Source organism: Pseudomonas sp. 2FG (assembly GCF_005502935.1).
Classification (GTDB): Bacteria; Pseudomonadota; Gammaproteobacteria; order Pseudomonadales; family Pseudomonadaceae; genus Aquipseudomonas.
On record NZ_SCMP01000006.1, the window covers coordinates 36875 to 63751 of the forward strand.

The window sequence follows — 26877 nt, forward strand, 5'->3', positions numbered from 1 at the left end:
TCAGAGCCGCCGACACCATGCCCACCTCCACACGCCTGCTTAACCTAGTCGCCTCGGTCATTGGCCAACCTGCCGCCGACTGGGTCTTCGCCCACGTCGAAATCCCCGAAGGGTTGCAAGGCTTCGCCAACAGCGAGCAAAGCCTGCACCGCGCCTGGCTGGCCGAGGCGCTTAACCTCTGCCTGTTCCACAAACTGGTGGAGGCAGTGCCAGCCGGACGAATTTATGTAGAAGAACAGCTTATGCAAGGCCGCAAGGTGAGCTTCGACCACGGCGCTATCCGCACCGTCGACTGGCCGGAGAACGGGGACTTGCCACGCGGTCGCCAGGCCTTCACCCGCTTGCTGGAGCCGCTGGGCTTTACCGATGTGCGCACCTACCCGCTGACCAAGCTGAACATGACCGGCTATGCCTATCGCCAGCAGGACCTGCCGGCGGATATCGCCCAGTTCTTCGTCTCCGAGCTGCATCCGGGGCGCTTCGGCGAAGCCTTCCAGCAAGCGGTCAGCCGCGTCGTCGAGAGCAGCCGCGACCCGCTGCAAGCGGAGCATCTAAGCATACTCAAAGGCCTGCGGCTGACTCGCCACTGCAGCCAGGAACAAGCACAGACCCTGCTGCCGGCGCTGTATTTGGCCTTCGACTGCCAGCATGCCGTGGTGCGGGAAAGCGACTATCGACTGCTGCTCAGGGAAAGCGCGGAAATGGCCTGGATCGCCACCGAAGGCAATCGCTTCAACCACCTCACCGACCGGGTCGGCGATCTCGAACGGGTGGTCGCAGAGCAAAGGGCCAAAGGCCGACCGATGAAGGACAGCATCGAAGTCTCCAGCTCTCGCCGGGTCATGCAAACCGCCTACAAGGCGGTGCAGGTACAGCGGACTTTTCTCGACGCCGCCGGCCAACGCGTCCAGCGTGAAGTACCGGGCTCCTTCGTCGAATTCATTCAACGCGAGATCGACGACGAGACGGGGCAGCTCGACCTGCATTTCGACAGCAGCAATGCCCAGGGCATCTTCAAGATGACCGATTCGCGCAGCGCTCGCTGACTGTAGGGCGTACTCGCGAAGCAGTACGCCAGCCGCCCAATCAGCAATGGCGGGCTGTTCGCTGCGCTCCCGAGGCCGCCCTACGGAGCTATCGCCGCCATTGAGCCAATCAACAGGCGTTAAGCCCATCTGCAGCCTTAGCATGGCGGCAGCGCTACTATTTTGTAGAAGCCCACCTGTTTGGAGAAACCCACATGCCCCTCACCGACTTGATGCGCAGCCTGCTCGCCGCCTATGCCTGCGGCGCCAGTGGTGCCTGCCCGGATGAACGACACCCCGCCTAACGCTTGGTCGCCGACACCGCAGCCATTACTCTGTGGGCATTCCCAAGCCGAGCCGAGGCAGGCGCCTAGTCGAGGATGGACGGTTCAGAGGGGTTGCAGGCCATGAGTAAGAGGAACCTCCTGCTAGGCAGCGGCGTGCTGCTAGTCGCCCTGCTGGCCTGGCCTGCGGTGAAGCTCCTGTGGTCTGGCTATGGCGACTTCGCCTGCTCCGTCTACCCACCTGGCTGCCCTCTGGCCCCACGCTCGGCCAACCTCGAACGCGTGCACATCACACTCTCGACCGGCACGGCCAAGGGCCGTGAGTTCAGCGCGGCGCCTGAAGGCAGTGCGCGACGAATAGTCCAGCTGGACATACCGCGCGCCTACCTGAACTGGACTCCCTACATCCACGAGCAGCCGCAGCACGACATCGAGTTCGATGCCGGCGGCCCGGACCTGGCGCCGCTGAGCCTATGGATGCAGCAGCTCAATGCGGGCGGCGCGAGCCCGCGGGGAACGCAGGCTGCCAGACACCCGTTAAAACAACGGGTCAAAATCACACTGAGCCTAAGGCTCGACTCGAATCAGCCTGACTGCCTGGGCGGTTTCTGTGGCAACACGCCCGTGGAAAGAGGCCTGAACTACGAGACCGGCACTATCTTCACCGAAGAAGTAAGCAATGCCGCGAGTAGCTTTCGCATCTTCCGCAGCGCCCCGCCACCGGCACAAGGCTCGGCCTGGAGCGACCAACAGCTGCTGATTGCCAATCCTGGGCAGACTGCGGAGTTGCTCTACATGGTCTGCGACATCGACCCGCAAGCCGCGTTCAGATGGTGCCGGGCCAACAGCATGCTGGATAAGGATCTAGCCCTTACTTACGAGTTCGAAGCGTCTCGACTGGGTCAGTTTCAACAGTTGGATAAGCAGGTTAGAACCCTGGTCAAAGGCCTGATTATCTCGGATCAGAGCTTCCCCGAATCACCGCAATAACCCCTCGCCCGGCATACGGCGCAAGCTCCTCCGTTTAATTGCGCCGTACCCAATCCAGGCAGCGCCACTGCCGGCCCAGTCGCAGCTAGCTCGCTTGCTGCATGATCACCGTCTGCGCCGGCATTGGCGCCGGGAAGCCGCCTTCGCCGAGGGCATCTTTGATCGTTTTGTTGGTGTCGAAATACACCTGCCAGTACTGGTCGTTATGGCAATACGGACGTACCGCCAGCACCGGACCGAGCAGGTTGAACTCGAGGATCTCGACATCCACCGCAGGCTCGGCCAGGACGTTGGGGATCGCGGCGATACGGCCTTTCAGCAGCGCGATGGCCGCCGGATAGTCCGCCGCACCCGACAGCTGCGCCTTCAACTCCACCCGGCGGAAGGAGTTATGGGAGTAGTTCTGGATGTTGTCGGAGAAGATCTTGTTATTGCCGACCAGGGTCAACACGTTGTCCGGGGTGTTGATCGCGGTGACAAACAGGCCGATTTCGACCACGGTGCCGGTCACGCCGCCGGCGCTAATGAAATCGCCAACCTTGAACGGCCGCAGCACGATGATAAAACCGCCCGCCGCCAGGTTCGCCAACAGCCCAGACCAGGCCATACCGATGGCCAGCCCGACCGCCGCCAGCAACGCCGCGAAGGTCGTGGTCTGCACCCCGAAGAAACCGAGGATACCGATCACCAAGATGATGTTCAGCGTCACGGTGATAAAGGAGCCGACATAGCGCAGCACGGTCGGGTCGACCTTCTGCCGGCCCAATGACTTCTGCACCAGACCGACGGCGAAACCGATCAGCCAGCGGCCGATCACCCAAAATGCAACCGCCGAGAGAATCTTGATGGCAAACGCCGCGCCGTACTGCGAAGCCAGATTGACCAGCGAATTGATTTTTTCCGTACCCACATTAACGATCGTTGTTTCGTCCATGGTTATGCGCCTAGTGCTGGGGAATGACTCAAAAACGCTAGCACGCCAAACGCCGGCTGGCTGGAAACTTAGGCGCCGCGGATAAGGCCGCAGAGCGGTTGCTGGGCCGCTGGCCGGACTGCGCAAGGCTAAACCCTGGCAAATCCAGCGGCGCCGGAGCCCGGGTCTGGCTGCCGAGGTGCGCTAGCCGGAGCGTTCAGGGACTTTTGCGCGGATAATCGCGTTTAAATCGGGGCGAATCGTCGAGAACAACCCAAAGTCGAAGGACTCACTGGCATAATCCATCCAACATCGCCCCACGAGAGAGGATCACCAATGGCCAAACCTAATTATTCCTTCGCCAAGCGTCAGCGCGATCTCGCCAAAGAGCAGAAGAAAGAGGAAAAACTGCAGCGTAAAAACGCCGCTCAGGCCGAACAGGCACAACTGGAGCAAGCCGAGTCGTCCGCCGACGAAACTGCCGATCAAGCGCCGACAGACGAAGCCCCTAACGCCTAATCCCCGTGCCAGCCCCAGGCCCGATACCCTGCAATTCTCCCGCGCACGACCGTCAACAACCCTTCTGCGCCGCTCTCGCGCAACTCAAAATGCGAAGCGCTCAATGCAAAACGCCAGCCCTAAGGCTGGCGTTTTGCTGATCGCGGCGAATTAACGCGGCACTACGGGCCGCTTCACTGGCTTCTTGCCTTTACCCTTGCTCGCATCGGCACGGGCCTTGGCTTCTTCCTTGCCCTTGGCGAAAGCGGCAGCCTTGGCGGCCTCGCGCTTGTCCCAGGGGTTGCTGCCGTCACTGCCGCGCGGGGGTAAGCCGGTGTGCTGGGTCAACAGCGTCTGGGTCTTACCGACCTTGTGGCTGCCGGCCGGGGTGGAGTTCTTGCGCCGTGCGCTCTGGTAGCTGTCGGTGGCCGGCTGATGCAGCGGGATCAGCTGGTTCTTGCCCGGGCCGATCAGGTCGGCACGGCCCATGCGGGTCAGCGCCTCACGTAGCAGCGGCCAGCCCTTCGGGTCGTGGTAGCGCAGGAAGGCCTTATGCAGGCGGCGCTGCTGCTCACTCTTGACGATATTCACCGTGTCACTCTTATAGGTGACCTTACGCAGCGGGTTCTTGCCGGAGTGGTACATGGCGGTGGCGGTGGCCATCGGCGAGGGGTAAAAGGCCTGCACCTGATCGGCCCGGAAGCCGCTGCTCTTGAGCCACAGGGCGAGGTTCATCATGTCCTCGTCGGTGGTACCCGGGTGCGCGGCGATGAAATAGGGGATCAGGTACTGCTCCTTGCCCGCCTCTTTCGAGTACTTCTCGAACATCCGCTTGAACTTGTCATAGCTGCCGATGCCCGGCTTCATCATCTTGTTGAGCGGACCCTCCTCGGTGTGCTCCGGGGCGATCTTCAGGTAGCCACCGACGTGGTGGGTGACCAGCTCTTTGACATACTCCGGCGACTCGACCGCCAGGTCGTAACGCAGGCCCGAGGCGATCAGGATCTTCTTCACGCCCGGCAGTGCGCGGGCGCTGCGATACAGCTGGATCAACGACGAGTGGTCGGTATTCAGGTTCTCGCAGATGCCCGGGAACACGCACGAAGGCTTGCGGCAGGCGGACTCGATCTCCGGGCTCTTGCAGGCGATGCGGTACATGTTCGCGGTCGGTCCGCCGAGGTCGGAAATCACGCCGGTGAAGCCTGGGACCTTGTCGCGGATCTCCTCGATCTCGCGGATGATCGACTCTTGCGAACGGTTCTGGATGATTCGGCCTTCGTGCTCGGTGATCGAGCAGAAGGTACAGCCGCCGAAGCAGCCACGCATGATGTTCACCGAGAAACGGATCATGTCGTAGGCCGGAATTTTCTCCTTGCCGTACGCCGGGTGCGGAATGCGCGCATAGGGCATGCCGAACACGTAGTCCATCTCGTCGGTGGTCATCGGGATGGGTGGCGGATTGAACCAGACATCCACCTCGCCATGCTTCTGCACCAGCGCACGGGCGTTGCCCGGGTTGGTTTCCAGGTGCAACACGCGGTTGGCGTGGGCGTACAGCACCGAATCGCCGCGGACCTTCTCGAAGGACGGCAGGCGGATCACCGTCTTGTCGCGGGTCAGCCGGGGGTTCGGCAGCAGCTGCACGACCTTGGCTTCCTGCGGGTCATCCGCCGGGCCCTTGTCCTGCTCGATGGCGCAGGCCTGGGTGTCCTGGGTGTTGACGTAGGGGTTGATGATCTTGTCGACCTTGCCCGGCCGGTCGATGCGGGTGGAGTCGATCTCGAACCAGCCTTGCGGGGTATCCCGACGGATAAAGGCGGTGCCGCGGATATCGGTGATCTCTTCGATCTTCTGGCCGTAGGACAGGCGCTGGGCGACCTCGACTATGGCGCGCTCGGCGTTGCCGTACAGCAGAATGTCGGCGCAGGCGTCGATCAGGATCGAATGGCGAACCTTGTCCTGCCAGTAATCGTAATGGGCGATGCGCCGCAGCGAGGCCTCGATCCCACCCAATACGATGGGTACGTGCTTGTAGGCTTCCTTGCAGCGCTGGCTGTACACCAGGCTGGCGCGGTCCGGGCGCTTACCGGCCAGACCGCCCGGGGTGTAGGCGTCGTCCGAGCGGATCTTCTTGTCGGCGGTATAGCGGTTGATCATCGAATCCATGTTGCCGGCCGCGACGCCGAAGAACAGGTTCGGCTCGCCGAGCTTCATGAAGTCGTTTTTGCTGGTCCAATCGGGCTGCGCGATGATGCCGACCCGGAAGCCCTGGGCCTCCAGCAGACGGCCGATGATGGCCATGCCGAAGGACGGGTGATCGACGTAGGCATCGCCGGTGACGATGATGATGTCGCAGGAATCCCAGCCAAGCTGATCCATCTCTTCCCGGCTCATCGGCAGGAAGGGTGCGGGCCCGAAACATTCGGCCCAGTACTTGGGATAGTCGAATAACGGCTTGGCTGCGTGCATGTCGGTGACCGATGGCGTTCAAGAGGAAAATCGCGGGCGCGGAATATAGCACAAATTTTAACCAAATCCGACCGTGGCGCTGGGCCTTAGCCGCGCCCACAGAAGCGAAAGAGTTTGTCTGACACTTTACGATCATAGGCACGGCTTGTGGTTATACTCGGCCGGAAATAATACCGCCCGGCCCTATAGAAGCCGGGTATATGGAGCCTGAGCGGTGCGGTGTTTAATCTCCCTAAGCATCCTGTTGTGCCTGGCCGGCATCGGCGGCTGGGCCAGTGCCGCCCCCATAGTGTTGGAACGCGCCAGCAGCGGCTTGTCGCTGAATGCACAGATCGAGCTGCTGGAGGATAGCGGCGGCCAGCTGACGATCGACGACATGACCGACCCGGCGGTGCAGCAACGCTTCCAGCCGGCCGCCGGGCGCACCAGCGTCGGCCAGAGCCGCCACCCCTGGTGGATCAAGCTGCAGTTGGCGCGCGCCAGCGACGCGCCGCGCGACTGGTGGCTGGCGGTCGGCGCCGTCACCCTGCTCGATCTACGCGTTTATCTGCCGGACGACCGTAGCGGCTGGACCCAGCGCCAGGCCGGCGAGCGGGTCGCCCATGCCGCCGGCCGCGACCATGACTATCGGCGCATGCTGTTTCGCCTGCCCGAACTCGGCGAGCAGCCGCTGACGCTCTACCTGCGCAGCTACGACCCAGCCGGCAACTCCTTCCCGCTGAACATCTGGCAACTGAGCGACCTGGAACGGCAAGCGACTCACGAGAACCTCGCCCTCGGCCTGATCTACGGAGTGATCCTCGCACTCCTTCTGTACAACCTGTTCATCCTCCTAGCCCTGCGCGACCGCGCCTACCTCTGGTACGTGCTGGCCACGACCGGCGGCCTGGTGTTCATCCTCAGCATGACCGGGCATGGCTTCCAATACCTCTGGCCGGACGCCGCAGTGCCCGTCTGGCTCGACCGCATCACCCTACCCTCGCTGTGGGGCCTGTTCGTCACCCGTTTCACCCAGGAACTGCTCTACACCAAACGCGGCCTGCCCTGGGCTCATCGCCTCCTCGGCGCCGGCTGCGCCCTCTACCTGGTGGCCCTGCTGATCAACGCCCTCGGTCTGCGTGCCGAGGCCGCGTTGCTGATCGCCCTGATCCCCATCGCGACCGTACCCACCGCCCTGATCAGCGCCAGCATCCGCTGGTACCAGGGTTTCTTCCCGGCGCGCCTCTACCTGTTCGGCTACGGCTCCATCCTCACCAGCACCGTGATCCTGCTGCTGCGTGCCGCCGGCATCATCCAGCCGGGCAACTTCACCGCCTACCTGTTCCCCCTGGCGGTGGCCGCCGAGTCGATCCTGTTCTCCTTCGCCCTGGCCTACCGCATCCAGATGCTCAAGCAGGAAAAAGCCGCCGCGCTGGAGCTGGCCGACCGCGAGAAAACCGCACGCCTGACCCAGATGCAGACCAGCGCCGACGAGCTGCAGACGGCCGTGGCCCTGCGCACCGCCGAGCTGGCCGCGGCCAATCTGAACCTGTGCGAGCGTGAGCAGGCGTTGCAGCATGCGGCCTTCCACGACCCGCTGACCGATCTACCAAATCGCCGCTATCTGATCGAACGCGTCGAAGTGGCGCTGGCCGATGCACAACGGCGCGCGGAGACGGCGGCCCTGATGCTGATCGACCTGGATCATTTCAAACCGATCAACGACAACCATGGCCACGACGCCGGCGACCTGATGCTGCGCACCATCGCCCAGCGCCTGAGCCAGCATGTGCGCAGCAACGACATGGTGGCGCGCCTGGGCGGCGACGAGTTCGCCGTGCTGATCGGCGGGCCGGAGGCGGAACAGCATGCTCGCGAGATCGCCGAACGCCTGCTCGCCGAGCTGGCCCAACCGGTGCTCTACGGCGCGCTGCAACTGGTGGTGACCATCAGCATCGGGGTGGCGCTCTACCCGCGCCATGGTGAGCAGTTCACCAGTCTGTACAAGGCCGCCGACGGCGCACTGTACCGGGCCAAGGCGCGCGGCCGCTCGGGCTTCGCCCTGTGTGGCGCCGCTGGCGAGCCGAGCACTGACGCTTGCCTGCACCTGGATGTGCTGAAGGTGCCGAACGGGCTGCTTTGAGGACTTGCCATGCTCTGCCTACGACGCCGAGCGAGCTGCTGTCGGGTGCGATTTACACACCCTAGAAGTGGTAACGCCGCGGCACGCGGGCGGTGACCTTGGTCAGCAGCTCGTAGCCGATAGTGCCGCAGGCCTGGGCCAACTCATCGACCGGCAACTGCGCGCCCCACAACTCGACCGCATCGCCCAACTGCGCCTCGGGACAATCCGTCAGATCGACCGCCAACATATCCATCGACACCCGCCCTGCCAACGGCACACGCTGGCCGCGCAGCACCAGCGGCGTACCGGAAGGCGCATGCCGCGGATAACCGTCGGCATAACCGCAACTGACCGTGCCGATCCGCGAAGGCCGCCGCGCGACCCAGCCGGCACCGTAGCCGACACTCTCGCCAACCGCGACGTCGCGCAGGCCGATCAGTTGCGCGGTGAGACTCATGGCCGGGCGCAAACCCAGCTCCTTGGCCGTCAGTTCGGCAAAAGGCGTGGCGCCATAGAGCATGATGCCCGGCCGCAGCCAATCCATATGCGCCGCCGGGATGGTCAGGATGGCCGCCGAGTTCGCCAGCGAGCGCTGCTGGAAATCCAGGTCGAGTAGATCGAGGAAGGCCTCCACCTGTTGCTCGGTGAGCGGATGACCACGCTCATCGGCACAGGCGAAATGACTGAGCAGATTGAGCTCGGCGACCTGCGCCGCGCCAGCCAGACGCCCATGCCAATGCCGCAGCCGATCCGCCGTAAAACCCAGCCGGTGCATGCCGCTGTCGAGCTTGAGCCAGACACTCAGCGGCCCCGGCAACTGCGCGGCGAGCAAGGCCTCGGCCTGCTCCGCGCCCTGCACCACCACATCCAGAGCCAGCTGTGCAGCGGCCTGGTACTCCGCCGGCTCGAAGCAGCCCTCGAGCAACAGGACCCGCGCCTCGGCATTCACCCGCCGCACCTCGGCCGCCTCTTCCAGGCAGGCCACCGCAAAGCCATCGGCCTCCGGCAGGCTGCCGACCACCTCGCGCACGCCATGCCCATAGGCATTCGCCTTCACCACCGCAAACGCCTCACGCCCCGGTGCGCAGCGTTTGGCGAGCGCGTAGTTATGGCGAATGGCAGCCAGATCGATGGTGGCAACAAGCGGGCGCATGCGACGTCGTCCTAAAACAAAACGGGCGCCCAGTTTAACCGCTGGCGCCCGTTTTATTGAGGTAAACCGCCTGCCAAACCGCTCGACGCCGACTGTGCCGCGCGCAGTAGGTTTGGCGGGAGACCTACCCGGCCGGGTTATTCGTTGTCGTCGAAGTTGTAGCTACCTGGGGCGAGGTTCTCGAAGCGGGTGTACTTGCCGAGAAACGCCAGGCGGATAAAGCCGATCGGGCCGTTCCGCTGTTTGCCGATGATGATTTCGGCAATGCCCTTGTGCTCGGTCTCCGGGTGATACACCTCGTCGCGGTAGACGAACATGATCACGTCGGCGTCCTGCTCGATCGCACCGGACTCACGCAAGTCGGAGTTTATCGGACGCTTGTTCGGCCGCTGCTCCAGCGAGCGGTTGAGCTGCGACAGGGCCACTACCGGGCAGTTGAACTCTTTGGCCAGGGCCTTCAAGGAGCGCGAGATCTCGGAAATCTCGTTGGTGCGGTTGTCGCCACCGGAGCCCGGGATCTGCATCAGCTGCAGGTAGTCGATCATGATCAAACCCACCTCACCATGCTCGCGGACGAGCCGGCGGGTACGCGCGCGCATTTCCGAGGGGCTGATGCCGGCGGTGTCATCGATGAACAGCTTGCGGTCATTGAGCAGGTTGACGGCCGAGGTCAGGCGCGGCCAATCGTCGTCGTCCAGCTGGCCGGAACGCACCTTGGTCTGATCGATGCGGCCCAAGGAGGAGAGCATCCGCATCATCAGCGATTCGCCGGGCATCTCCAGGGAGTACACCAGCACCGCCTTGTCGCTACGCAGTACGGCATTCTCCACCAGGTTCATGGCAAAGGTGGTTTTACCCATCGACGGACGACCGGCGACTATGATCAAGTCGGCCGGCTGCAGGCCGCTGGTTTTGTCATCGAGATCGGTGTAACCGGTGGACAGGCCCGTGATGCCGGCGCCGGTATTGAACAGGGTATCGATACGATCGATGGCCTTGGTCAGCAGAGCGTTGACGCCGACCGGGCCGCCGGTTTTCGGGCGCGCTTCGGCGATCTGGAAGATCTGCCGCTCGGCCTCGTCGAGAATCTCAGCCGCCGCCCGGCCCTGCGGGTTGAAGGCGCTGTCGGCGATCTCGTTACTGATGCCGATCAACTGGCGCAGGGTGGCCCGCTCACGGACGATCTGCGCATAGGCCTTGATGTTGGCCACCGACGGGGTGTTCTTCGCCAATTCACCGAGGTACGCGAGGCCGCCGGTCTGGGCAGTCTGCCCTTCCTTGTCCAGTTGTTCGGACAAGGTCACGACGTCGAACGGCTGGTTATGGTCGGCCAGCTTGGCGATGGCGCGGAAGATCAAGCGGTGGTCATGCCGATAGAAGTCACCATCGGACACCTGGTCCAACACCCGCTCCCAGGCGTTGTTGTCGAGCATCAGACCACCGAGCACGGCCTGTTCGGCCTCGATGGAGTGCGGCGGCACCTTGAGGGCGGCGGTTTGCAGATCGTACTGCTCGGGGGCGGAGATATCGTTCATGGCCACACAGAATCAGGGGTACAGAAAGACAAAAGGCACGACTCCGCTCACGCGGGGCCGTGCCCGATGTTAACCGCCCGGCACTCGAGGTGCCAGGCGATTGGTGTTGCTTAGGCAGCCACCACGACAACGCGGACGGTTGCTTCGACGTCGGAGTGCAGGTGCACAGCAACGTCGAACTCGCCAACGTGACGGATAGTACCGTTCGGCAGACGAACTTCGCTCTTCGCCACTTCCACGCCAGAGGCGGTCAGGGCATCGGCGATGTCGTGAGTACCGATCGAACCGAACAGCTTGCCTTCGTCACCGGCGGTGGCGGTGATGGTCACCTCCAGCTCAGCCAGTTGGGCGGCGCGAGCTTCGGCAGAAGCTTTCTTGTCTGCAGCCAGCTTTTCCAGCTCGGCGCGACGCACTTCGAACGCAGCAACGTTCGCAGCGGTAGCGGCGGTGGCTTTGCCGAACGGCAGCAGGAAGTTACGACCGTAACCGGCCTTAACATTCACTTTATCGCCCAGGTTGCCCAGGTTGGCGATTTTTTCCAGCAGGATGACTTCCATTTGGGTCTTACCTCTTAACTTTTAACCTTCACCGTTCGCAGGGCCGGCGCCGTTCTTGCGCGCCAGGCGTCCGCGAAAATCAATCAGACTGTCGACAATGGCCAATACCACGAGTAACGGATAGATCAACTGCATAAACAGCAGCAGGGTTACGTACAACCCGACCAGCCAGAACTTGCCTAGTCGCCCTTCAGCCACCAGCCCATGCAGCAAGGCCAGCCCGGCGAACGCCAAGGGTACACTGCACAACGGTGTCAGCATCGCCAACTGCGAGCCCAGATTGGGCCCCAGCAACATGCTCACCAGCAGCAACATCGCCAGCGCTGACGGCAGTCGCAGCGCGCGGAATTCACGGCCAAAACCACCGGGGTTATACAACGCCGCCTGCCAATAACGCCCAAGCATCAGGCATAGCAGGCTGACGATCTGCAGCACAGCTGCCAAAAGTCCGATCAGTACAGGCGCCAGCAAGGCATCCAGATGCGCTCGCTCATCCACCGATAACTGCTGGTGGAGTTCACCGAGCGCTTGCGGCAAGAGTTTCTGCAACTCTCCCACCAGCGCCTCGATGAATTCGCGGAACACCGCACCCAAGACCAAGCCGTACACCAGGCCTAAAGCCACGCTGCAGAGCAACACCCGAGTCCAGGACTGGCCGGCGCGCAACATCAACGCCAGCCCCAGCGATCCGAGCAACACCAACAAGGTGCGCGGCTCGCCGAAATACCACCAGACCAAAGCCGGTAGCAGGGCCCAAACCAGGATGCCAGCAGCATCGCTCAGACCGCGCCGCAGCAGCACCAGGCAACCTGCGGCAGCACTTAACCAGAACAGCAGCGGCAACGCCGCAGAACCCACCACTACGAGAGTGGCCTGCATGCGACCGCGCATGATGAACTCAGCTAAGGCGCGCATGCGATCTATCCCTTACTTCTTGTCGACCGTCCGGTCTCAGCGGCCGTGGCTGTCGGTGTAGGCCAGCAGGGCCAGGAAGCGGGCGCGCTTGATAGCGGTGGCCAGCTGACGCTGATAACGAGCCTTGGTACCGGTGATACGGCTAGGAACGATTTTGCCGGTTTCGGACACATAGGCTTTCAGAGTGTTGAGATCTTTGTAATCGATCTCCTTCACGTCTTCAGCGGTGAAACGGCAGAACTTACGACGACGGAAGAAACGTGCCATGAGAGTGGCTCCTCAATAGATCCGTGGATTACTCGTCAGCGTTATCGCTGTCGCTGTTGTCACTGTCATCGCCATCGACGGAGTCAGCGCTTTCAGGACGATCACGACGCTCGCGGCGCTCGCTACGATTTTCCTCAGCCTTGAGCATCTCGGACTGGCCGGTTACGGCTTCGTCGCGACGGATGACCAGGTTACGGATCACGGCATCGTTGTAACGGAAGTTGTCTTCCAGCTCAGCCAGGGCCTTGCCGGTGCACTCAACGTTCAGCATCACGTAGTGAGCCTTGTGAACATTGTTGATTGCGTAGGCCAGCTGACGGCGGCCCCAATCTTCCAGGCGGTGAATTTTGCCGCCGTCTTCTTCGATCAGCTTGGTGTAACGCTCAACCATGCCGCCGACTTGCTCGCTCTGGTCCGGGTGAACCAGAAAGATGATTTCGTAATGACGCATAAATGCTCCTTACGGGTTGTAGCCTGCCGCCAAAAGCGGTCAGACAAGGAGTGAATGACACTGTGTGTCTTGCCGAACTGAAAGGCACATAAGCGCCTGCCGTCACGGCAAGGGGCGCCATTCTAGAGAAGGGCCCTGGGCCGCGCAAGGCAATTGGTGATTATTTGAACAGCAGGCTCAGGCTAGACCAGGGCTTTGGAGCCGCCCTGACCTAGCCTCGAACAGACTTACTTCGGTGCCTTGGCGCGACGCTGACGCATGGCCTCGAACAGGCAGACGCCCGTGGCGACAGACACGTTGAGGCTGCTGACGCTACCGGCCATCGGCAGACGCACCAGGTAATCGCAATGATCGCGAGTCAGCCGGCGCATGCCCTTGCCTTCGGCACCCATGATCAAGACGGTCGGGCCGGTCATATCCTGCTGATAGAGCTCCTGCTCCGCCTCGCCCGCCGTACCGACCACCCACAGACCGCGCTGTTGGAGTTTTTCCAGGCTGCGCGCCAGATTGGTCACGGCCACCAGCGGGATCACCTCCGCCGCACCACAAGCCACCTTGCGCACCGTGGGATTGAGGGTGGCCGACTTGTCTTTCGGCACTATAACCGCCAACGCCCCCGCCGCATCGGCCGTACGCAAGCAGGCACCGAGGTTGTGCGGGTCGGTCACGCCGTCCAGCACCAGCAACAACGGCGGGCCTTCGGCGCGATCCAGCAGCTCCTCGAGCATCGCCTCGCCCCACACCTGGCTGGGGCTGACCTCCGCCACCACGCCCTGATGCACACCCTCGACCCAGGCATCCAGCTCACGGCGCTCGGCCTGGCCTACCGACACACGCGATTGCGCCGCCAGCTCGATCAGCACCTGTACGCGCGGATCATTGCGACCCTCCGCCAGCCAGATCTGCTTGACCCGCTTGGGGTGATGGCGCAGCAGCGCCTCTACGGCATGCACGCCGTAGATTTTTTCCAACTGACTCATGACTTGGCCTTAGGTTTACGCGCCCCGCCGCTCTTCCCGGCGGGCGCAGAGCCGGACTTGGCCGGCCCTTTACGATGACTGCTTGGCTTGCCCGGCTTGGCTCCGTTTTTGGCTGGCGCGGCAGCACCCGCCTTAGCCTTGCCTGAGCGACCGCCGCCCTTGGCCTCGGCCAGCAGCGCCTGCTTCACCTCACGGCTTTTTCTCACATCGGTATTGGCCAGGAGCGCATCGCCCTGGGCCGAGGCGGTCTTCTCCGCCCGCTCGCGACCGCCTTTAGCGGCAGGCGCAGCGCCACGGCCCTTACGACCGATCGGCGCATCCATCACGCTTTGCGCCAGCTCGAAGTCGATCTTGCGCTCGTCCAAATCGACGCGCATCACCCGCACGTCGACGCTGTCGCCCAGACGGAAGCTGCGACCGGTGCGCTCGCCAGCCAGGCGATGATGGACCGGGTCGAAGTGGTAGTAGTCGCCCGGCAACGCCGTGACATGCACCAGCCCCTCGACGTAGATGTCTTTCAACTCAACGAACAGACCAAAACCGGTCACCGCGGTGATCACGCCCGGGAAGGTCTCGCCGACCCGATCTTTCATGAACTCGCATTTGAGCCAGTTCACCACATCACGCGTGGCCTCATCCGCGCGCCGCTCGGACAACGAGCACTGCTCGCCCAGTTGCTCCAGCGCCGGCTCGTCGTAGGGGTAGATCCGCGCCTTCGGAATCGTCATCGCGCCCGCACGTTTGACGTGCGGCGTATCAGCCTTGGAGCGAATCACGCTGCGAATCGCACGGTGGGTCAACAAATCCGGATAGCGGCGGATCGGCGAGGTGAAGTGGGTATAGGCCTCGTAATTCAAGCCAAAGTGGCCCTGGTTGTCGGCGCTGTACACCGCCTGACTCAGCGAACGCAGCATCACCGTCTGAATCAGGTGATAGTCCGCACGCTCGCGAATGCTCTCGAGCAAGGCCTGGTAGTCCTTGGGCGACGGGCCTTCTTTGGCCTTGCCGCGGTGCAAGGACAGGCCGAGCTCGGTCAGAAAGGCCTTCAACTTCTCCAGACGCTCTGGCGGCGGGCCGTCATGCACGCGATAGAGCGCTGGGATTTCGTGCTTCTTAAGGAACTCTGCGGTGGCCACGTTGGCGGCCAGCATGCACTCCTCGATCAGCTTGTGCGCATCGTTACGCGTGGTCGGGCGGATTTCCGCGATCTTGCGGCCCGAGCCGAAGATGATGCGGGTTTCCTGGGTTTCGAAATCGATGGCACCACGCTCGTGGCGCGCCGCCAACAACACCTGATAGAGCGAATAGAGCTGTTTGAGGTGCGGCACTACATCCGCGTACTCGCTACGCAGTTGCTTGGCTTCAGTGCTTTTCGGCTGTTCCAGGATCGCGCTGACCTTGTTGTAGGTCAGGCGCGCATGGGAATGGATCACCGCCTCGTAGAACTGGTAGTCGGTCATCTTGCCGGTTTTCGAGATGGTCATCTCGCAGACCATGGCCAGACGATCGACCTGCGGGTTCAGCGAGCACAAGCCATTTGACAGCTGCTCCGGCAACATCGGTACCACGCGCTCGGGGAAATACACCGAGTTACCGCGTACCTGGGCCTCGTCATCCAAGGCCGAGCCGATTTTGACGTAGTGGGAAACGTCGGCGATGGCTACATATAAGCGCCAGCCACCGGAGAACAGCCGCCAGTTGCTGCCGCTCTTCTCGCAGAACACCGCGTCATCGAAGTCGCGCGCATCTTCACCGTCGATGGTGACAAACGGCAGATGCCGCAGATCGACACGCTTCTCCTTGTCTTTCTCTTCGACCTCCGGCTTGAGCTTGGCGGCTTCCTTGAGCACGGCCTCCGGCCACACATGGGGGATATCGTAGCTACGCAGCGCGACGTCAATCTCCATCCCCGGCGCCATGTAGTTACCCACCACTTCGACCACATCACCCTGGGGCTGGAAGCGCGGGGTCGGCCAGTGGGTGATTTTCACCTCAACGAACTGACCCTGTTTGGCGTTGGCATTACGCCCCGGCGTGACCAGCACTTCCTGCTGGATCTTCGGATTGTCGGCAACCACGAAGCCGATGCCGCTTTCTTCGTAGTAGCGACCGACGATGCTTTCATGGGCCCGGGCAATCACTTCGACAATCGCCCCCTCGCGGCGGCCACGCCGATCGAGGCCGGAAACCCGCGCCAAGGCACGGTCACCGTCGAATACCAGGCGCATCTGCCCTGGACTCAGGAACAGGTCATCGCTGCCATCGTCGGGGATGAGGAAGCCGAAGCCATCGCGATGGCCGCTGATGCGACCGAGGATCAGATCGAGCTTGTCCACCGGCGCATAGGTGCCGCGACGGGTGTAAATCAACTGGCCATCGCGCTCCATCGCACGCAGCCGACGACGCAGGGCTTCCAACTGCTCTTCAGTGGAGAGGCCAAATTCTTCCACCAACTGCTCGCGGTTCGCCGGCGAGCCACGATCGGCGAGGTGCTGCAGAATCAGCTCGCGACTGGGGATGGGGTTTTCGTATTTTTCCGCTTCACGGGCGGCCTCGGGATCGAGGGATTGCCAATCGGCCATTAGAGAGAGTTCGCCTTATCTATATAAAGTATTTTTGCCATGCGCCTATTGAAGCGCGAAAACGCTATCTTGGTCTGCCCGATGGCATGAATAAAGTTTTTTTTCACATCAGGGGTTTACAACCTTTCAGCTGGTCCGTATATTTCGCGCCCACAACGACGGCAAACGTTGTTGTAGTTGAAAGTAGATGAGCAATCAACGAAATCAACGCCCAGGTGGCGGAATTGGTAGACGCACTAGGTTCAGGTCCTAGCGATGGCAACATCGTGGAAGTTCGAGTCTTCTCCTGGGCACCAATTACAGACCAAGGATCTACCAATCCTTGGAAACAGAGAAACCGGCCTAGCGCCGGTTTTTTTGTGCCCGCGAATCGATACACCGCTTGCGCACTTCCGTCGAAACGCCCTGCGACAATATCAGCCAATAAAAAGCCGAGCACCTGCTCGGCCTTTCGCTCTCCCGCACTGCGCTTCGCGCCTGATGAGCCGCCCCGCTCGCAGCAGGCACGTCATCGACCGTCGGCCGCAGGCGCGCACTATCGCGCAGCGTCTGCAAAGCTTCGCCAGCCTGCGCGACAGCTCCCCCCCTAAAACGACAAAGGGCCGCACATGGCGACCCTTTGTCAGATTACGGCACTCAGGCGAACGGATGACGCAGCACGATAGTCTCGTTGCGATCCGGGCCGGTGGAGATGATATCGATCGGCGCACCGACCAACTCCTCCACACGCTTGATATAGGCCCGCGCATTCGCCGGCAGCTCATCCAAGCTCTTCGCCCCCAGCGTCGACTCGCTCCAGCCCGGCACTTCCTCGTACACCGGCTGCAGGCCGATGTAGCTATCAGCATCGGTCGGCGCATCGATCACCGCACCGCGCTCATTCTTATAGCCGACACAGATGCGGATAGTCTCCAGACCATCGAGCACATCGAGCTTGGTCAGGCACAGGCCGGAAATGCTGTTGATTTCGATCGCGCGACGCAGGATGACCGCATCGAACCAGCCGCAGCGGCGTGCACGACCCGTGGTCGCGCCGAACTCATGACCACGCTTGGCCAGGAAAGCGCCCACCTCGTCGAACAGCTCGGTCGGGAACGGACCAGAACCAACACGCGTGGTGTAAGCCTTGGTGATGCCGAGAATGTAATCCAGGTACATCGGGCCAAAGCCAGAACCGGTGGCGATGCCGCCAGCGGTGGTGTTGGAGCTGGTGACGTAGGGGTAAGTACCGTGGTCAATATCCAGCAACGAACCCTGGGCACCTTCGAACATGATGTCCTTGCCGTCACGGCGCAGGTCGTGAAGAACAGCCGTCACGTCGGCCATCATCGGCTTCAGCAGCTCGGCGTATTCCATGCACTCGTCCAGAGTCTTCTGGAAGTCGATGGCCGGCTCTTTGTAATAATTGACCAGCACGAAGTTGTGGTAATCGAGCAACTCACCGAGCTTGGCAGCGAAACGCTCACGGTGGAACAGATCACCGATACGCAGACCGCGACGAGCCACCTTGTCCTCGTAAGCCGGGCCGATACCACGACCGGTGGTACCTATCTTGGCTTCGCCACGGGCCTTCTCGCGCGCCTGATCCAGCGCCACGTGGTAGGACAGAATCAGCGGGCAAGAAGGGCTGATACGCAGGCGCTCACGCACCGGCACACCTTTTTCTTCCAGCTTGATGATCTCGCGCATCAGCGCATCCGGCGCGACTACCACGCCGTTGCCGATCAGGCACTGCACGCCCTCGCGCAAAACGCCCGACGGAATCAGGTGCAACACGGTCTTCTCGCCGTCGATCACCAGGGTGTGGCCTGCGTTGTGACCACCCTGATAACGCACCACGGCAGCGGCATGCTCGGTCAGCAGATCGACGATCTTGCCTTTGCCCTCATCACCCCATTGGGTGCCCAGGACTACGACATTCTTACCCATAACACTTGTCCTCTTCGCGGAAGCTTGATGCCGGCCGCGGCCGGCGGAAAAACTTAAGATGCCAGCGGCACGACCTGCCAGCGCCCATCATTCAGCACCAACTGACGATCACAGCCCGCCTCGCGCGCAGCAGCCACATCCTGACCAGGCAGCGCTTGAACCACACGGGAATTCTCGCTACGCAGCCGCTGAACGGCCTTCCATAGATAGAGATCATGGTTGTCCGGCGCCCAAATACCCGCGGCCGGCTCATCCAGCTCCATTTGCCCCAGGCTCACCAGGGTTTTCAGGTCGGTGGAAAAGCCTGTCGCCGGGCGCGCCCGGCCGAAATCCGCACCGATATCATCGTAACGGCCACCCTGAGCGATCGACTGGCCGACCCCCGGCACGAATGCCGCGAACACCACACCGGTGTGGTAGTGATAGCCACGCAGCTCGCCGAGATCGAAATACAGCGGCACTTCCGGGTAACGGCGGCTCAGCGTATCGGCGATGGCGATCAGATCATCCAGCGCGGCATGCACCTCATCCGGCGCCTCGACCAGACAGGCCTGAGCCAGATCCAGCACATCGCGCTCACCGCAAAGCTCTGCCAGCGCACGCAACATCTTTCTCAGCTCGGGCGGTAACGTCTCGGTCAGCGTCGCCACCTCATCGACAGCCTTGCGCTGCAGCGCATCGAACAGCTGCTGCTCGACCTCGCCAGAAAGACCGGCAGCACGCGCCAGGCCGCGGTAGATACCGACATGCCCCAGATCCATATGCACATCCGGCACGGCAGCCTGCTCGAGCATTTCCAACAGCAGGCTGATGACCTCGACATCACTGGCCGGACTGGCATCCCCATACAGCTCGGCGCCCAACTGAATCGGGCTGCGCGAAGTGGTCAGGGCCCGCGGCTGAGCATGCAGCACGCTACCCGCATAGCAGAGGCGACTTGGCCCCTCGCGCCGCAAGGTATGCGCATCGATACGCGCAACCTGCGGCGTGATATCGGCACGAAAGCCCATCTGCCGACCGGTCTGCGGATCGATCACCTTGAAGGTGCGCAGATCCAGATCCTGACCGGCGCCAGTGAGCAGCGATTCGAGGTATTCGATATGCGGCGTAACGACGAACTCATAGCCCCAGCGCTGGAATAGATCCAGGACCTGGCGGCGCGCCGCTTCAATGCGCGCCGCTTCCGGCGGCAGTACTTCTTCGATGCCATCTGGCAGCAGCCAGCGGTCTACCGTTGCCATTTCGCCATTCCCCTCTTGATCCGGGCGGCGAGCCGTTAGGCTCTAGTGAAGCCAATATAGGAGGGCCGTTCCCAGCAGCATGCTGGCTAGCCCGATTAGGCGCAGGTGGCGATCAGGCAGCTGCAACAACTGCGTGAACGTCTCGCGCCAACCTCGTGGATAAAGGAAGGGCAGGATGCCTTCCAGCACCAGCAACAGACAAAACGCTATGCCGAGTTCCTGCCACATGATTCCCACAGACGCAAAAAAGCCGGGATTTTCCCGGCTGGCCTATGATAACACGTTTCCTTAATCGGTCACCCCGGCGGACGACTGGCGCCCGCCGGAGCACTGATTACGGTTTGGACTTTTCCAGGTAGCGGAAGAAGTCGCTACTCGGGTCCAGCACCAGTACATCACGCTTATCCGCAAAGCTTTCACGGTAGGCGCGCAGGCTGCGATAAAACGCATAGAACTCCTGATCCAGACCGTAAGCCTTGGCGTAGATGGCTGCCGCCTTAGCGTCACCGTCACCGCGCGTCTCTTCCGCCTCACGGTAGGCTTCAGCCAGGATCACGCGCTTCTGCCGATCGGCGTCAGCACGAATACCCTCAGCCAACTCCTTACCCTTGGCGCGATGCTCACGGGCTTCACGCTCACGCTCAGAGCCCATGCGATCGAATACGCTGCGGTTAACTTCTTTCGGCAGGTCGATGGCCTTAACCCGCACATCCACCACTTCGATACCCAGCTCGCGCTGCGCCGCTTTGTTAAGGGTCGCGGTCACGTCAGCCATCAACGCATCACGCTCACCCGACACCGACTCGTGCAGGGTGCGCTTACCAAACTGGTCACGCAGCGAGGCTTCAAGGCGGCGCGACAGCCGCTCATCCGCAATCTGCTTAAGACCAGAAGTCGCGGTATAGAAACGCTCGGCGTCCAGCACTCGCCATTTGGCGAAGGCATCGACCATCAACGCCTTCTTCTCCAGGGTCAGGAAGCGCGAAGTGGAGGAATCGAGCGTCATCAGCCGGGCATCGAACTTGCGCACCTGGTTGACGTACGGAACCTTCGCATGCAGGCCAGGCTGCACGTCCGCCTGGACGATACGACCAAACTGCAACAGCACCGCGCGCTCGGTCTGAGCGACGATATAGAAGCAATTCCAAGCGACCAGCGCGACTACCACGCCGACAATCAGGGCGATCAGCGATTTATTGCTCATCAGCGAGTCTCCCTCGAACGCAGATCACGCTGCTGCAACTCAGCACTCACGCGTGATCCCAGATCACCACTGGCGGCGCTCGCAGGAACACCCGGAGCGGCAGTGCCACGGCTGTCGATCATCTTATCCAGCGGTAGATAGAGCAGATTGTTCTGCCCCTGCTCGCCAGTCACTAACACTTTGCTGGTGTTGCTCATCAACTCTTGCATGGTGTCCAGATACAGACGCTCACGCGTCACCTCCGGCGCCTTGCGGTACTCGGCGACCAATTTGCTGAAGCGATCGGCCTCACCGGTGGCGCGGGACACCACTTCATCGCGGTAACCGCTGGCGTCTTCGATCAAGCGCTGAGCCTGACCGCGGGCCTCGGGCACCACGCCATTGGCGTAGGTTTCCGCCAGATTGCGCTCGCGCTGTTCGTCTTCACGGGCACGAATCACGTCATCGAAGGCTTCCTGCACTTCACGCGGCGCCGCGGCGCTCTGCAAGTTCACCTGGGTCACGGTGATACCGGTTTTATAGGTATCCATGAAACGCTGCAGGCGCTCTTTGACCTCGCTGGCCATCAGCTCACGACCTTCGGTCAGCACCTGATCCATCGCCGTGGAACCCACCACGTGGCGCACGGAGCTGTCCGTAGCCTGCTGCAGGCTAACTTCCGGCTGGTCAACGTTAAGCACGAAGTCCTGCAAGTTGCTGATCTTGTACTGCACAGTGAGCGGGACTTCGATGATGTTTTCATCTTCGGTGAGCATCTGCCCCTGCTTGCTGTAAGCACGCTCGCGGGTGACGTTCTCCTGATACTTACGATCGATCGGCGGGAAATAGAAATTCAGGCCCGGGCCGACCGTTTCGTAGTACTTGCCGAAGCGCAGCACAACGGCCTGCTCCTGCTCATCCACGACATAAACGGCGCTATACAGCCAAACAGCAGCCAGCAACCCCAGACCGATGGCGAGCAAGCCGAAGCCACCACCACTGCCCAAGCCGTCCCCGCCGCCACGTTTCTTACCGCTGCCGAACAGCCCATTCAGGCTTTCCTGCAACTTGCGGAAGGCTTCGTCGAGATCAGGCGGCCCCTTGCGGTCGCCGCCTTTGCGCCCACCCCAGGGATCCTGATTGTTCGAGTTGCCACCCGGCTCATTCCAAGCCATAGCGCTCTCCATACTGATAAAGCAAAGACGCACCCACGGCACGCCCGCCAATGCTACAGATGCCGGTCACTAGCAGCAAAGCCGCAGTCGCAGGCTTTATTGCAAAGTGTGTTGCTCGAGAAACTCTGACGGTTGCCAGCCTTCGCGACTGATTAACCGATGTAGCTCAACCCGCGGCACGCGAATCGCCAGCAGGCTACCGCCCTCCTCGTCATGCCCTTCGCTTTGCACAACACCCAAAGCAAAAAATTGTGCCCGCAGCCTACCAAGACGCTGCGGCAAACACAGGGTGCCGACAAACAAATCCTCACCCAGCAATTCGGCAATCGCCTGACGCAACAAATCCAGCCCCCGCCCATCACGGGCCGACAGCCAGACTCGCTGCGGTTTACCTTCGGCATCACGCTGAATCTGCGGCTCTACGCCTTCGAGCAGATCCAGCTTGTTGTAGACCTCGAGAATCGGCAGAGCTTCGGCGCCGATCTCGGAGAGCACCGCCATGACCTGCTCGATCTGCTGCATGCGCTCCGGCTCATGGGCGTCGATCACATGCAACAGCAGCTCGGAGTTGCTCGACTCTTCCAGGGTAGCGCGAAAGGCCTCGACCAGCTTGTGCGGCAGATGACGGATAAAGCCCACGGTATCGGCCAACACCACCGGCCCCAGATCATCTAGCTCCAGACGACGCAGAGTGGGATCAAGCGTCGCGAAGAGCTGGTCGGCGACGTAAACCTCGGACGCGGTCAGCGCATTGAACAGCGTGGACTTGCCGGCGTTGGTGTAGCCCACCAGAGAAACCGAAGGAATATCCGCACGCTTACGCCCGCGCCGCGCCTGCTCACGCTGGCTGCGAACCCGCTCGAGCTTTTGCTTGATCTGACGGATGCGCACACGCAGCAAACGGCGGTCGGTTTCCAGCTGAGTTTCACCTGGGCCGCGCAGACCAATACCGCCTTTCTGCCGCTCCAAGTGAGTCCAGCCGCGCACCAGCCGGGTACTCATGTGATCCAACTGGGCTAACTCAACTTGCAGCTTGCCCTCATGGGTACGTGCGCGCTGAGCAAAAATATCGAGAATCAGCCCGGTGCGATCAAGCACGCGACACTCGAACACGCGTTCGAGGTTGCGTTCCTGACTGGGCGTGAGGGTGTGATTGAAAATCACCAGATCGACCTGCTCAACCTTGATCAGGCCGCGTAACTCATCGACCTTGCCACTGCCGATCAGGTATTTAGCGGTCGGCCGATGACGCGGTACGCTAATAAACGCCACCGTGTCCGCACCCGCTGAAAGCGCTAGTTCCTGAAACTCCTGTGGATCTTCGCGCGCCTCGGGATCCTGGCCGTCCAGATGAACCAGGATCGCCCGCTCACCCCCTTCATGACGCTCGAAGAACAAGGCAGCCTCCTATCAGGCGTTACCTGGCTCGGCTTCGGCTTGCTCGCCTTCAGTCGCGCTAGGCAGACGAACCGGACGGCTCGGCACTACAGTGGAAATGGCGTGCTTGTAGACCATCTGGCTGACAGTGTTCTTCAGCAAAATCACAAACTGGTCGAAGGACTCGATCTGGCCTTGTAGCTTGATGCCGTTAACCAGATAGATCGAAACCGGTACGCGTTCCTTACGCAGGGTATTGAGGTAAGGGTCTTGTAGCGAATGCCCTTTTGACATGTGCCGCACTCCTTTGTGGGTCAATAGTTGTAGTAATAAAAAGTACATGACTTATGCCGTCTCCCCCCAAGGATAGACGGCTACAAGCAAGGTCTCAGTTCAATATGGAGACCGATGCCAAGTATTTCAAGGCGCGCGGCAGATTGTCGCAAGCCAGGCTATCCAACCAATGTAGATCAGACCAGCTACGCAGCCAGGTGAACTGCCGCTTGGCCAATTGCCGCGTGGCGATGATGCCACGCTCGACCATCTCCGCCCGATCTAGGTTGCCATCCAGATAATCCCAGACCTGGCGATAGCCCACCGCACGAATAGACGGCAATCCCGCATGCAAGTCGCCGCGCTTGCGCAGGGCTTCGACCTCTTCGATAAAGCCCTGTTCCAACATCAGCTGAAATCTTTCGGCGATACGCGCATGCAGCACCTGACGCTGCGCTGGCGCTATCGCCAAGCGCGCGACAGTATAAGGCAATTGCTCGTGGCCTGATGCGTCTAAACCGGAGTTTTGCCCAGCCTGACGCTGACGATGTGCGGTCATCGTCAAGCCGCTGACACGAAAGACTTCCAGCGCGCGGGTCAGTCGCTGCGGATCATTCGGATGGATACGTGCCGCCGACTCCGGGTCGACCGCCGCCAGCTCGCGATGCAGCGCCTCCCAACCCTCGACCGCAGCGCGCGCCTCCAGCTCGGCACGCACCTGCGGATCGGCCCCCGGCATATCCGCCAAGCCTTCCTGCAACGCCTTGTAATAAAGCATGGTGCCGCCGACCAGCAACGGAATCCGCCCCCTGGCCGTAATCTCGGCCATGGCCGCCAGGGCATCGGCGCGAAACTCGGCGGCCGAATAGCGCTCAGCCGGGTCGCGGATATCAATCAGGCGATGAGGAAACTCCGCCAGCAGTTCTTTCGACGGCTTGGCCGTACCTATATCCATCCCGCGGTAGATCAACGCCGAATCGACGCTGATCAGCTCGCAGGGCAATACCCGGGCTAGCTCGATGGCCAAATCGGTTTTGCCGGCCGCGGTCGGGCCCATCAGAAAGATCGCCGCAGGCAATCGGCTGGACATAAACAGTGCTCTTAGCGGCCGCGCAGGAAAAGTTTGTCGAGATCATCCATGCCCAGCTGCGTCCAGGTCGGCCGACCATGGTTGCACTGGCCACTGCGCTCGGTGTGCTCCATATCGCGCAGCAGAGCGTTCATCTCCGGCAAGGTCAAACGCCGATTGGCACGTACCGCGCCGTGACAGGCCATAGTGCCGAGCAGCTCATTGAGATGCGCCTGAATGCGGTCACTGGTGCCATATTCCAGCAGATCGGCCAGCACATCGTGGACCAGGCGATTGGCCTCCGCCTGCTTGAGCAATGCGGGGATCTGCCGAATCGCCAAGGTTTCCGGGCCAAGACGTTGCAACTCGAAGCCCAAACGCTGGAACCAGGCGCCGTGCTCTTCGGCGCAATCCGCCTCGCGCTGGCTGACCGCAATCGATTCGGGCACCAGCAAGGGCTGACCACTCAAACCTTCGCTGGCCATGGCGACCTTCAAGCGTTCGTAAGTGATGCGCTCATGGGCCGCGTGCATATCGACCAGCACCAGACCCTGGGTGTTTTCGGCGAGGATATACACGCCTTTCAGTTGGGCCAGGGCATAACCGAGCGGCGGCACATCGCCCTGGCTGTCCGGCAACACCGCCGCAGGTGTACCCGGCAGCGGCGAGAAAAACTCCCGGTAAGCGCCCTGCGCCTCAGCCGCCGGCAGGCTCTGACCAGGCCGCGGGGCCGAATAGCCGCCAATTGGCGCGCGCCAGCTCGACTCGGACACCGGTCGCTCCAGCACATTGGCCGCCAGGCTCATCTCGTTCTGCGGGCCGAACTCCCCCGCCGCCTGACCGGTCGGCCGCAACATGCCCGCCACGGCTGCCGGCGCCGCCAACTGATCTTCCGGGCGCACCTCGCCGAGGGCGCGATGCAAGGTGCCGTAGAGGAAGTCATGCACCATGCGCCCGTCGCGGAAGCGCACTTCATGCTTGGTCGGGTGCACGTTGACGTCGACGACCGCCGGATCGATCTCGAGAAACAGCACAAAGGTCGGATGGCGACCATTGAACAGCACATCGCGATAAGCCTGGCGCACCGCGTGGGCGACCAGCTTGTCGCGCACCATGCGGCCATTCACATAGAAATACTGTAGATCCGCCTGGCTGCGCGAAAAGGTCGGTAAGCCGACCCAGCCCCACAGGCGCAAGCCGTTACGCTCGATCTCGATCGGCAGCGCCTGCTCCAGAAAAGCCGGCCCACAGACGGCCGCCACCCGCCGCGCACGACCAGCCTCATCCGGCGCCTCGTGCAGCGCCAGCACGTTTTTACCGTTATGCCGCAGATGAAAGGCCACATCGAAGCGCGCCAGGGCCAGGCGCTTGATGACTTCCTGCAGGTGGTCGAATTCGGTTTTCTCGGCGCGCAGGAACTTGCGCCGCGCCGGGGTGTTGAAGAACAGATCGCGCACTTCCACCGAGGTGCCGACCGGGTGCGCCGCCGGCTGCACCCGTGGCGCCATGTCACGCCCTTCGGTTTCCACCTGCCAGGCCTGGTCCGCCCCGGCGGTACGCGAGGTCAGGGTCAGGCGCGCCACCGAGCTGATCGAGGCCAACGCCTCGCCCCGAAAGCCCATGCTCATCACCCGCTCGAGGTCTTCCAGCTCACGAATCTTGCTGGTGGCATGGCGCGCCAACGCCAGCGGCAGATCGTCGGCGGCAATGCCGCCACCGTCATCGCGCACCCGCAGCAACTTGCTGCCGCCCAGTTCGACATCCACCTCGATGCGCTTGGCGCCGGAATCCAGACTGTTCTCCAGCAACTCCTTGATCACCGAGGCGGGCCGTTCGACCACTTCACCGGCGGCAATCTGGTTCGCCAGCCGCGGGCTCAGCAGCTGGATACGCGCCTGCTCTTTCAT

Annotated in this window: 23 protein-coding genes and 1 tRNA gene; 5 read left to right on the forward strand and 19 right to left on the reverse strand. The window is 61.9% G+C overall.

Features of this window, described 5'->3' with window-relative positions:
- Nucleotides 1-17: 17 nt before the first annotated feature.
- A complete protein-coding gene (locus FFS13_RS07965; RefSeq protein WP_137818569.1) occupies nucleotides 18-1046 on the forward strand; it encodes a 2-oxoadipate dioxygenase/decarboxylase family protein in 1029 nt (342 codons plus the stop codon).
- Between the two features lie 386 nt (nucleotides 1047-1432).
- Nucleotides 1433-2299 (forward strand): hypothetical protein, encoded by an 867-nt coding sequence (locus tag FFS13_RS07970; RefSeq protein ID WP_137818570.1) that lies wholly within the window; start codon nucleotides 1433-1435, stop codon nucleotides 2297-2299.
- A gap of 85 nt (nucleotides 2300-2384) precedes the next feature.
- On the opposite strand, the gene FFS13_RS07975 is transcribed toward FFS13_RS07970, so the two are convergent.
- Nucleotides 2385-3233, reverse strand: coding sequence for a mechanosensitive ion channel family protein (locus FFS13_RS07975; protein ID WP_137818571.1), 849 nt, complete (start codon nucleotides 3231-3233; stop codon nucleotides 2385-2387).
- A 315-nt stretch (nucleotides 3234-3548) separates the two neighbouring features.
- Here FFS13_RS07975 and FFS13_RS07980 point away from each other — a divergent pair, with 315 nt between their 5' ends.
- The gene (locus tag FFS13_RS07980) at nucleotides 3549-3731 is read left to right on the forward strand and encodes a hypothetical protein (RefSeq protein WP_137818572.1); all 183 of its coding nucleotides are present in this window, start codon (nucleotides 3549-3551) and stop codon (nucleotides 3729-3731) included.
- Nucleotides 3732-3881: 150 nt separating this feature from the next.
- On the opposite strand, the gene FFS13_RS07985 is transcribed toward FFS13_RS07980, so the two are convergent.
- Nucleotides 3882-6179 (reverse strand): YgiQ family radical SAM protein, encoded by a 2298-nt coding sequence (locus tag FFS13_RS07985; protein WP_137818573.1) that lies wholly within the window; start codon nucleotides 6177-6179, stop codon nucleotides 3882-3884.
- Between the two features lie 214 nt (nucleotides 6180-6393).
- Here FFS13_RS07985 and FFS13_RS07990 point away from each other — a divergent pair, with 214 nt between their 5' ends.
- The gene (locus FFS13_RS07990) at nucleotides 6394-8301 is read left to right on the forward strand and encodes a diguanylate cyclase domain-containing protein (protein WP_371922942.1); all 1908 of its coding nucleotides are present in this window, start codon (nucleotides 6394-6396) and stop codon (nucleotides 8299-8301) included.
- Nucleotides 8302-8362: 61 nt separating this feature from the next.
- Here the strand turns inward: FFS13_RS07990 and alr are convergent, their stop codons facing one another.
- The 8 genes from alr to rnr form a co-directional block, all read right to left on the reverse strand.
- Complete coding sequence (alr, locus tag FFS13_RS07995; protein ID WP_137818574.1) at nucleotides 8363-9436, reverse strand: alanine racemase; 1074 nt, start codon at nucleotides 9434-9436, stop codon at nucleotides 8363-8365.
- 137 nt (nucleotides 9437-9573) lie between these two features.
- Nucleotides 9574-10971: a replicative DNA helicase gene (gene dnaB, locus FFS13_RS08000; RefSeq protein WP_137818575.1), complete on the reverse strand. Its 1398-nt coding sequence runs from the start codon at nucleotides 10969-10971 to the stop codon at nucleotides 9574-9576.
- Between the two features lie 110 nt (nucleotides 10972-11081).
- Nucleotides 11082-11528 (reverse strand): 50S ribosomal protein L9, encoded by a 447-nt coding sequence (rplI, locus tag FFS13_RS08005; protein ID WP_137818576.1) that lies wholly within the window; start codon nucleotides 11526-11528, stop codon nucleotides 11082-11084.
- Nucleotides 11529-11549: 21 nt separating this feature from the next.
- Nucleotides 11550-12443: a hypothetical protein gene (locus tag FFS13_RS08010; protein WP_137818577.1), complete on the reverse strand. Its 894-nt coding sequence runs from the start codon at nucleotides 12441-12443 to the stop codon at nucleotides 11550-11552.
- A 36-nt stretch (nucleotides 12444-12479) separates the two neighbouring features.
- Nucleotides 12480-12710: a 30S ribosomal protein S18 gene (gene rpsR, locus FFS13_RS08015; RefSeq protein ID WP_002551829.1), complete on the reverse strand. Its 231-nt coding sequence runs from the start codon at nucleotides 12708-12710 to the stop codon at nucleotides 12480-12482.
- Nucleotides 12711-12738: 28 nt separating this feature from the next.
- Complete coding sequence (gene rpsF / locus FFS13_RS08020; RefSeq protein WP_137818578.1) at nucleotides 12739-13161, reverse strand: 30S ribosomal protein S6; 423 nt, start codon at nucleotides 13159-13161, stop codon at nucleotides 12739-12741.
- 227 nt (nucleotides 13162-13388) lie between these two features.
- Nucleotides 13389-14141, reverse strand: a complete 753-nt coding sequence (gene rlmB, locus FFS13_RS08025) for a 23S rRNA (guanosine(2251)-2'-O)-methyltransferase RlmB (RefSeq protein WP_137818579.1) — start codon at nucleotides 14139-14141, stop codon at nucleotides 13389-13391.
- The gene (rnr, locus tag FFS13_RS08030; protein WP_137818580.1) at nucleotides 14138-16723 is read right to left on the reverse strand and encodes a ribonuclease R; all 2586 of its coding nucleotides are present in this window, start codon (nucleotides 16721-16723) and stop codon (nucleotides 14138-14140) included. Before rnr ends, rlmB begins: the two co-directional genes overlap by 4 nt.
- Before the next feature lie 209 nt (nucleotides 16724-16932).
- Between rnr and FFS13_RS08035 the strand changes: the two genes are divergently transcribed.
- Nucleotides 16933-17019: transfer RNA gene (locus FFS13_RS08035), tRNA-Leu, on the forward strand.
- A gap of 340 nt (nucleotides 17020-17359) precedes the next feature.
- On the opposite strand, the gene FFS13_RS08040 is transcribed toward FFS13_RS08035, so the two are convergent.
- From FFS13_RS08040 to mutL, 9 genes are all read right to left on the reverse strand, one after another.
- Nucleotides 17360-18652: an adenylosuccinate synthase gene (locus FFS13_RS08040; RefSeq protein WP_137818581.1), complete on the reverse strand. Its 1293-nt coding sequence runs from the start codon at nucleotides 18650-18652 to the stop codon at nucleotides 17360-17362.
- Nucleotides 18653-18705: 53 nt separating this feature from the next.
- Nucleotides 18706-19893, reverse strand: coding sequence for an ATP phosphoribosyltransferase regulatory subunit (locus FFS13_RS08045; RefSeq protein WP_137818582.1), 1188 nt, complete (start codon nucleotides 19891-19893; stop codon nucleotides 18706-18708).
- Nucleotides 19894-19935: 42 nt separating this feature from the next.
- The gene (locus FFS13_RS08050) at nucleotides 19936-20121 is read right to left on the reverse strand and encodes a DUF2065 domain-containing protein (protein WP_137818583.1); all 186 of its coding nucleotides are present in this window, start codon (nucleotides 20119-20121) and stop codon (nucleotides 19936-19938) included.
- A gap of 106 nt (nucleotides 20122-20227) precedes the next feature.
- Nucleotides 20228-21097, reverse strand: a complete 870-nt coding sequence (gene hflC / locus FFS13_RS08055; protein WP_137818584.1) for a protease modulator HflC — start codon at nucleotides 21095-21097, stop codon at nucleotides 20228-20230.
- Nucleotides 21097-22251: an FtsH protease activity modulator HflK gene (gene hflK / locus FFS13_RS08060; RefSeq protein WP_137818585.1), complete on the reverse strand. Its 1155-nt coding sequence runs from the start codon at nucleotides 22249-22251 to the stop codon at nucleotides 21097-21099. The genes hflC and hflK overlap by 1 nt, the downstream gene beginning before the upstream one ends.
- A gap of 96 nt (nucleotides 22252-22347) precedes the next feature.
- On the reverse strand, nucleotides 22348-23649 hold the full coding sequence (gene hflX / locus FFS13_RS08065; protein ID WP_137818586.1) for a ribosome rescue GTPase HflX: 1302 nt from the start codon (nucleotides 23647-23649) through the stop codon (nucleotides 22348-22350).
- A 12-nt stretch (nucleotides 23650-23661) separates the two neighbouring features.
- On the reverse strand, nucleotides 23662-23922 hold the full coding sequence (hfq, locus tag FFS13_RS08070; RefSeq protein WP_137818587.1) for an RNA chaperone Hfq: 261 nt from the start codon (nucleotides 23920-23922) through the stop codon (nucleotides 23662-23664).
- Nucleotides 23923-24016: 94 nt separating this feature from the next.
- Nucleotides 24017-24991: a tRNA (adenosine(37)-N6)-dimethylallyltransferase MiaA gene (gene miaA / locus FFS13_RS08075; RefSeq protein WP_137818588.1), complete on the reverse strand. Its 975-nt coding sequence runs from the start codon at nucleotides 24989-24991 to the stop codon at nucleotides 24017-24019.
- Between the two features lie 11 nt (nucleotides 24992-25002).
- Nucleotides 25003-26877, reverse strand: coding sequence for a DNA mismatch repair endonuclease MutL (gene mutL, locus FFS13_RS08080; RefSeq protein WP_137818729.1), 1875 nt, complete (start codon nucleotides 26875-26877; stop codon nucleotides 25003-25005).